This is a genomic window from Bacteroidales bacterium (assembly GCA_021157585.1).
Taxonomy (GTDB): domain Bacteria; phylum Bacteroidota; class Bacteroidia; order Bacteroidales; family UBA12170; genus UBA12170.
This window is the reverse complement of record JAGGWH010000114.1, coordinates 1-7,875: the sequence shown is the minus strand read 5'-3', so window position 1 is coordinate 7,875 and position 7,875 is coordinate 1. Positions and strand designations below refer to the sequence as shown.

General features: G+C 33.1%; 8 protein-coding genes. 2 read left to right on the top strand and 6 right to left on the bottom strand.

What is annotated here, in order from left to right; genetic code table 11:
- Positions 1-159 precede the first annotated feature (159 nt).
- Positions 160-1,359, top strand: a complete 1,200-nt coding sequence (locus J7K39_08030; protein MCD6179838.1) for an aminotransferase class I/II-fold pyridoxal phosphate-dependent enzyme — start codon at positions 160-162, stop codon at positions 1,357-1,359.
- A gap of 141 nt (positions 1,360-1,500) precedes the next feature.
- Here the strand turns inward: J7K39_08030 and J7K39_08025 are convergent, their stop codons facing one another.
- Complete coding sequence (locus tag J7K39_08025; GenBank protein MCD6179837.1) at positions 1,501-2,301, bottom strand: HAMP domain-containing histidine kinase; 801 nt, start codon at positions 2,299-2,301, stop codon at positions 1,501-1,503.
- A 246-nt stretch (positions 2,302-2,547) separates the two neighbouring features.
- Between J7K39_08025 and J7K39_08020 the strand changes: the two genes are divergently transcribed.
- Positions 2,548-3,786: a T9SS type A sorting domain-containing protein gene (locus J7K39_08020; GenBank protein MCD6179836.1), complete on the top strand. Its 1,239-nt coding sequence runs from the start codon at positions 2,548-2,550 to the stop codon at positions 3,784-3,786.
- A gap of 75 nt (positions 3,787-3,861) precedes the next feature.
- Here the strand turns inward: J7K39_08020 and rlmN are convergent, their stop codons facing one another.
- The 5 genes from rlmN to J7K39_07995 form a co-directional block, all read right to left on the bottom strand.
- A complete protein-coding gene (rlmN, locus tag J7K39_08015; GenBank protein ID MCD6179835.1) occupies positions 3,862-4,905 on the bottom strand; it encodes a 23S rRNA (adenine(2503)-C(2))-methyltransferase RlmN in 1,044 nt (347 codons plus the stop codon).
- Position 4,906: 1 nt separating this feature from the next.
- Complete coding sequence (locus J7K39_08010) at positions 4,907-5,572, bottom strand: FAD-dependent oxidoreductase (protein ID MCD6179834.1); 666 nt, start codon at positions 5,570-5,572, stop codon at positions 4,907-4,909.
- Between the two features lie 198 nt (positions 5,573-5,770).
- Positions 5,771-6,637, bottom strand: coding sequence for a 4Fe-4S binding protein (locus J7K39_08005; GenBank protein MCD6179833.1), 867 nt, complete (start codon positions 6,635-6,637; stop codon positions 5,771-5,773).
- The gene (locus J7K39_08000; protein ID MCD6179832.1) at positions 6,615-7,502 is read right to left on the bottom strand and encodes an ATP-binding protein; all 888 of its coding nucleotides are present in this window, start codon (positions 7,500-7,502) and stop codon (positions 6,615-6,617) included. The genes J7K39_08005 and J7K39_08000 overlap by 23 nt, the downstream gene beginning before the upstream one ends.
- On the bottom strand, positions 7,503-7,875 hold a 373-nt coding region (locus J7K39_07995), incomplete at its 5' end, for a hypothetical protein (GenBank protein MCD6179831.1).

Here is a 7,875-nt window from a genome sequence, read left to right as displayed (position 1 = left end):
ATTATTTTCATTATTATAATATTTCGACAAAAATACTTTTAATTTTAAATAAATATTGATATTATACTTCTGATTTATCATTTTTCTTGCATTAAATACTTTCAGTATTTAATTTTGTAATGATATAATAGCTGTTCACATTAAAAAAAAATAATAGCGATGAATATAAAAAAATTTGATCCTGCAACAAATATTCAATCATTGAAACAATTTGGAGAATTTGGAGGTGTAAACCCTTCTATTACTGATTCTTCAACTTTTACATTTATGACTGCCAAAGCAATGTTAGACACCTTTCATGGCGAAGCCGAAGGATGTTTTTTGTATGCACGTCATTGGAATCCAAGTAATAAATATTTAGCCGATGCGCTTGCTGCTATGGAAGGAACGGAAAGTGCTTGGGTTACAGGCTCTGGAATGGCTGCAATTACTACTGTATTTCTACAGCTTTGCAATGCCGGCGATCATATTGTAAGTAGTGTTACCACTTATGGAGGAACTTACGCTTTCTTAAAGAACTACCTCCCCAAATTTAATATCGATGTTACTTTTGTTGATATTACAGATTTGGATGCTGTTGAAAAAGCCATAAGACCAAACACCAAAATGGTATATACCGAAACAATGACTAATCCATTGCTTCAAATATCGGATATTCCAAAATTATCTGATATTACAAAAAAACATGGGATTCAGTTAATAGTAGATAATACATTTACACCTATGATTTTTGCTCCTTATTTATTAGGTGCCGACATAGTTATTTATTCTATGACTAAATATATTAATGGTAAAAACGATACTGTTGCAGGTGCTATTTGTGCCTCAGAGCAATTTGTTAACGATATCAGTAATGTTAATGATGGTACAGCAATGTTGTTGGGTCCGGTTTTGGATCCTTTGCGCTCGTCTAGTATCTTAAAAAACCTGCATACTTTGCATATTAGGATGAAGCAGCATAGTAAAAATGCGATGCATCTTGCCGAAAGATTTAAGGAAATAGGATTAAAATATAATTATCCGGGTACACCTGAACATCCTCAACATGAACTTATGAAAAGTATGATGAATGAGGAGTATGGTTTTGGTGGAATGATTGCAATAGACATGGAAACTGCCGAAAGAGCAGCTGCGCTTATGGAATCGATGCAACTAAAAAATGTTGGATATCATGCCGTAAGCCTAGGCTACTTCAAAACTTTATTTAGTAATTCGGGTAAAAGTACATCTTCCGAAGTACCGGTAGAGGTACAACATGATATGGGGATGTCTCCCGGTTTGGTTCGCTTTTCTGTTGGATTAGACAATGATATTGAAGCAACTTTCCAAATAATAAAATCCTGTTTAGACGAATTGTAACTTCTATTAAATTGATTATATAGCGAGAGTTTATACTCTCGCTTTTTTTATCTTATTATTTAGTAAAAAGGTTTGTGCGCTTCCCGAAGTTAGAATATTTAAAATTTGAGAGTAGGAATAAAATTCTGAATTAAGAAATGTTTATAAAACTGAATTGGCAGTAATAGAATAGGGGATATTTATAAATACACTTGTTCCCTTACCTTCAGTTGATTCAACGGTAATATCACCATCAATAATTTCGACAAGATTTTTAGCTGTTGACAAACCAATTCCTAAACCATCGTATAAAACCTGACCCTCATTTTTCCATAATTTAGAAAAATTGGTAAATATTAAATTAAGCTTTTCAGTAGCAATGCCAATACCTGTGTCTGTAATATAAAATTGTATAAATTCGTCTAAGGATACCATCCCTATTTTAATGCTTCCTTTGTTAGTGAATTTTAGAGCATTATCGATAAGATTTGCTAGAATTTTGCCTAAAATACGTTTATTTGATGAGAATGTTTTTTTAGGATTTGATTTAATCTCTAAAATAATTTCTATGTTTTCTTTATAAAGGGTATCTCTTTTATATTGATACTCATCAAATAAATCGTTTAATAGTTCTATAGGATTAAATTTCTCTCTTTTTAAATCTTTTTTTGAAGCAAATTGTAGGGTAGCAACTTCAATAATGTCATCTAACAAAGCTGTAAGATGATGTGCAGAGCTGATAATTTCATTCAAAAAGTCTTTCTGATCTTCAAGGGAAATATCATTATCACGCAATAAACTCGAAAACCCAACAATAGCATTCATAGGAGTCCGTATTTCGTGAGAGATATTTGCAAGGAATGCTCCTTTTAAATTATCTGCTTCACGCTCTTTTTTTCTAAGCTCATCTTTTAGGCGAATAATTTTTGTTTCAAGCTGTTTTATGTGATTTTCCTCTTGCATTTATCGTTTTTGTATGCTTCAAAGATAGCCTATTTTATTCAAAAGTGGTAAAAAGAGGCGAAATTTCTATTTATATCCATAAAAAAATGTAATCGTAATATGCTCAAAATCAGCGAATAATATTTTTTTTTGAAAAAAAGTTAAAAAAAAGTTCATTTTCAGGGTAACGTTTTTGTGTTTTTCACCATAAATAGAAGAGCCTTTTTAATAGAGAAAAGCATTTATTAACATTAAATAAACTATAAAATGAAAACATTAAAGACAATTTTACTTGGCCTGACGGCTATTTTAACATTAGGTTTTTCATCTGCTTTTGCTGGAGGAGTTGATTATACCGCTTATGTGGTTTATGGAGAAAATATTCAATCTCCAATGTCCGGAATTGTTGCCAATCTGTATAATGCAGATGGTGAATATATTGCCACATCAATTACCGATGAAGATGGTATATTTGAGTTCAATAATTTAACAGCCGGAGAATCTTACTCGGTACATTTCTTTACCGATCTTGAGCCTTTTGGTGTAGATTTAGCCGATGCTTATTTGTTACTAGAATATTTAAATGGTAAGGCTGACTTAAGTGAATTACAACTACAAGCTGCCGATGTAAATGGAGATACTAAGGTCGATTACTCCGATTTTAATTTTATTGTTAGTCAATGGTATTTACGTGGCGAAGATTTCCCTGCCGGGGATTGGGTTTTACCTGTTTGGACATTTACACCTTCTGCTTTTAAATCTGTTAGCGATGAAGATGAAAAGGGTCCTGATGGTCCTATTACAGTTGTTAGCCAGTCAGATGTTTCTCATGACCTTCCCCCTGTAATTAAAGATGCGAAAAATGTAACTAATCATTTAAAGGAATTTACATATACCGACAGTCAACAAGAATTAAGAATTCCTTTGTCGTTTGTAAATAATCAAATGATTTATGGTTTAGGTCTTGAAATGGCTTTTGATAATTCAGCCATAGAAATTGTTGGCTTACATTCAATTTTTAATGATTTGGAATATCTTATAAAAGACAATACTTTTAAGTTGAGTTGGGTAAGCGATATGGGAGCATCTATTGTAGCAGACCAGGATTTTATTGAGCTTACTGTTCGCTTAAATACTTCAGATGATATTGAGACTGTTTTAAGTGCTTTATCTGAAGCTCAGTTTATAGGAGAAGGGGGTTCTTTGCTTAAAGATGTTCAGCTTAACATGCCTAAACTAAAAAAATCTATAGTAGAAATTTCTATAGGAAATCCATTTCCAAATCCGGGAAATAGTGAGATTAGTTTTGCTATAAATCAAGCTTATGCTACAGATATTCAGGTAGAAATATATAATTTGAGAGGTCAATTAGTAAAACAAATTAATGCCTCAGCAATGAATAGTAAAATCACAATTTCAACTTCGGATTTGCCTAATGGTTCTTATTTATGTTCTTTGAATATAAACGAGAAACGTGAAGTGAAATTAATTAATGTGCAGCACTAAGATTCCATACAAAATCTAATTTGCATAATTAATATTGGTGAAGAAGGGCTACGGCCCTTCTTTTTTTAACTATGATTAGTAGTCTTCGTTTTTTTGTCGTTTTACTAATTCTTTTGTCGAAAGTAAACCGCAGGCTGCAAAAATATCTTCACCTCTTGAAGCACGAATAGTAGTTATTATTCCCTTTCTTTTAAGTCCTACTTGGAATCTCGAAATAGTTTCGTTGGAAGAACTTTCTAATGGTACATTTGGAATAGGATGAAAACGTATAAGATTAATCCTGCATTTTATACCGTTTAATATTCGCGCCAGCTCATTGATATGTCTTTGTTGATCATTCTCTCCTTTAAACATAATATATTCGAAAGAAATACGACGTTGACCGCTAAATTCAAATGAGCGAATTTCATCTAAAAGTTTTGTGAGATGGTAGACACTTTCTATTGGCATTAATTTTTTACGTTCATCTTCAAAAGGATTATGTAGGCTTACCGCTAAATTTGCTTTAGATTGATTTAAAAAACGTTTCATAGCCGGAATAATCCCAATAGTAGAAACGGTAATTCTTTTCGGACTCCATCCTAAGCCATAATCAGAAGTTAATATTTCTATACTTTTTAAAACTTCATCTAAATTGTCAAAAGGTTCGCCCATTCCCATATAAACAACATTCGTCAGCTTTTCAAACTCGGGGATATTAAAAATTTGGTTTAAAATTTCACCTGAGCTTAAGTCTCCTTGAAATCCCTGTTTGCCGGTCATACAAAATAAACATCCCATTTTGCAACCCACTTGCGAAGAAACACAAAGTGTTGCTCTATCGCCTTCGGGGATATAAGCTGTTTCAATAAATTGATGAGGTTTTACAGGGAATAAATATTTCTTAGTTCCATCAACAGATTCCTGAACACTTGTTGATGTTGTATAACTTATATCGTAACTTTCGGCAAGTTTCTCACGCGTTTGTTTCGATAAATTATGCATTTCTTCAAACGATCGAATACGCTTTTTATACATCCAGTCGGTAAGTTGTTTTGCCACAAACTTTTGAAGCCCTATTTTTATAACTATCTCTTGAAGCTCGCTCAAGGTTTTTCCAAAAAGATTCTCTTTTATCATTTTAAAAATATATTTCTGCAATTATTTGATTATATGGCACTCCTCTGCGAATTAAAATATCACGAACATCAATTATTAATTGGGAGCTGCCACAAATATAATAGTTTCTGTCGAGGGCTAAATTTTCAGTAATATTTAAGTATTCCGTTAGTCGACCCGAATAAATTCCTTCTGCCTTAGTAATTGATGAACATTGAATATAGTTATTATTTAAAACAGACTTGAATTTATCAGCGAAATAGAAAGACTCCAAAGCGCGTCCACCGTGAATTAAAGTTTTATTATCACCTAAGCCTGATTCCATCATAGATATAAAAGGGGCAATACCGGTTCCTGCTGCTATCCAATAATCCGCCTTATTAGTTCCGTAAAAAGATCCAAATGGCTTAGAGACAAACAGACGATTTCCTACTTTTAAATCAGATAAACGCGGTGTTAAAAATCCTTCAGATTGAATATTAAAAAGAATACGATAGTCTTTTTCCTTATTTCCACTTGCAATACTGTATAATCGAGGAGCTTCATCAATATTTAAAGCAACAGCTAACATTTGTCCGGGGCGAAAATCTCCTGTACGCGGAAATGATAGTGTAAAAATTTCAGGAGCAATTTCTTGAATATTTTTCACATAGGTTTTTGTTAGAAGTATTTTCCCTGTTTTATTCAAGATTTTAATTTTTGGCAAAAGTACAGAAAGGAAGTGGTTTTTTTTTGAATAAAAAATGCACTCTCTAAAAAGGAAAGTGCATTATATATTAAAACTATCATTTAACCGTAGCGAATGTAAAGTATTATAAATTAGCTGTAAATAAATTGATGATATTTATCGTTTTCTTTGCGGTGAAAGACATATTCTCATTATGTTTTAGCTTGTTTCTAATCGATTCCACACTTTTGTAAGTGTTTTACTTAAATCTGATTCAGGGGCATATTCCACTACAGTTTGTTGATTAACCATAGCATCTACAAAATCGCGATTAAATGGAATCTTTGCCAACACTTCTAATTCTTCTTCTTGGCATAATTTTTCAATATCATTGCTAATATTTGTATTCAAGTCGAATTTATTAATCATAACGTATGATTTTAATTTAAATCCCTTAGCCAATTCAATTAATCGATGTAAATCGTGCATACCGGATAGCGTGGGTTCTGTTACCATTAAAGCAACATCAACACCAGTTAGTGTAGAAATTACCGGACACCCAATACCGGGAGGACCATCTATTAAAACGGTTTCTATTTCTTTTTCCTTGGCAATTTGAACAGCTATATCTCGAATTTTTGTTACTAATTTCCCCGAGTTATCTTCGCCTATTCCAAGTTTGGCATGCACCATAGGCCCAAATCTGGTATCTGATTTAAACCAGCTGCTATCCATATTTTCTTCCATTGTAATAGCATTAACCGGGCAGGCAATTTCGCATAACTTACAACCATCGCAAGAAAATTCTGATATGGTAGTTTGTCCATCAACTAAGCTGATGGCATCAAAGCGGCATAATTCTTCACAAATTCCGCAGTTAGTACACGCTTCTGCATCTATTACAGCAATTTTGCCGCCTTCGTACTCGTGTTGTTCAATAATTGTTGGTTGTGTTGTTAGAAATAAGTCGGCAGCATCAACATCGCAATCTACTAAAATCTTATTTTGGGCAATAGAAGCAAAAGCCGAAGTAATACTTGTTTTGCCTGTTCCGCCTTTTCCGCTAACTATGGTTATTTGTTTCATCTAAATTTAGTTTTACTTTATCGAATAACTGCACATATTTTTCATAAATTGCAGGTAGTTCATTAACCATTATTTTTCCTTCAGAGTATATTCTGGCAAGATTTTTATCAAAAGGAATCTCCATTAAAAGCTCAATTTTCTCTTGTTGCAGATAATCGTAAATGGCATTATTACCCAATCCTGCGCGATTAATAACAACACCGAATTTTCCACTTAGCTTTCGCATTGTTTCTACCATCAACTTCAAATCGTTTAATCCAAAAGGAGTTGGTTCTGTTACCAAAATGGTGTAATCTACATTTTTAATGGTTTCCATTACCGGACAAGAAGTGCCGGGAGGTGCATCAATAATTCGGAGTGAATTATTGTCGGTTAATTTTAAAGTATCTGCAATAACAGGGACTGCTAATGCCGATCCGATTTCTATTTTACCTTCAACTAATTCATTCCCATTATTTAGATTGTATATGTTTACTTCTCCTAATTTTTTGTCTTTTTCAACAATAACATCGGGTTGATTACAGACGTAAGTACAAGCTCCGCAGCCATGACATAAATCTTCGAGTACAGCAATATGAGAAATGGATTTAACAAAGAGAATAGAGTTATATGCACAAGCTGTAGCACAATCGCCACAATATGTACATTTATCAGAGTCAATTACCGGTATTTTAATATTTACATCTGTTACGGATTTTATATCTCCTTTTGTAAACAGATTAATATTAGGCTCTTCTACATCACAATCTACCAGTTGGATCTTTTGAGCCACTAATTTCTGCAAGGTGTAAAAAAGATTTAAAGAAACAGTAGTTTTTCCGGTTCCGCCTTTGCCACTTGCAATGGCAATTTTATAATTTATCATTTAATGATCGCAATAGTTTGCCCCTTTTTCAAGGCGATTATTTACTAAGTCAATAGCTATATCTCTGGCAGGCTTTAGAGCAACGCCAACAAATACATTGATATTATTATTTAAAAATAGCTGAATAGCCCGTTGACCCATTCCGCCGGAAACAATATCGGTAGCTCCTAAACTACCTAACCAAGCAGGAAGTACTCCAACATCATGAGGTGGTGGAACTAAAGTTTCTTCTTTAACAATCTGTTCGCCATCCATCTCTATAAGAGCAAATAATTTGGCATGACCAAAGTGTCCGGTCATAATACCATTTTCTATGGGAATTGCAACTTTTCGTTTCATTTGTATAAAGTTTAATTGATACGGTATTTTATTT

Coding starts and splice junctions, on each gene's coding strand:
- J7K39_08030 (MCD6179838.1), top strand. CDS start 160: ATGAATATAAAAAAATTTGATCCTGCAACAAATATTCAATCATTGAAA.
- J7K39_08025 (MCD6179837.1), bottom strand. CDS start 2,301: ATGCAAGAGGAAAATCACATAAAACAGCTTGAAACAAAAATTATTCGC.
- J7K39_08020 (MCD6179836.1), top strand. CDS start 2,548: ATGAAAACATTAAAGACAATTTTACTTGGCCTGACGGCTATTTTAACA.
- rlmN (MCD6179835.1), bottom strand. CDS start 4,905: ATGATAAAAGAGAATCTTTTTGGAAAAACCTTGAGCGAGCTTCAAGAG.
- J7K39_08005 (MCD6179833.1), bottom strand. CDS start 6,637: ATGAAACAAATAACCATAGTTAGCGGAAAAGGCGGAACAGGCAAAACA.
- J7K39_08000 (MCD6179832.1), bottom strand. CDS start 7,502: ATGATAAATTATAAAATTGCCATTGCAAGTGGCAAAGGCGGAACCGGA.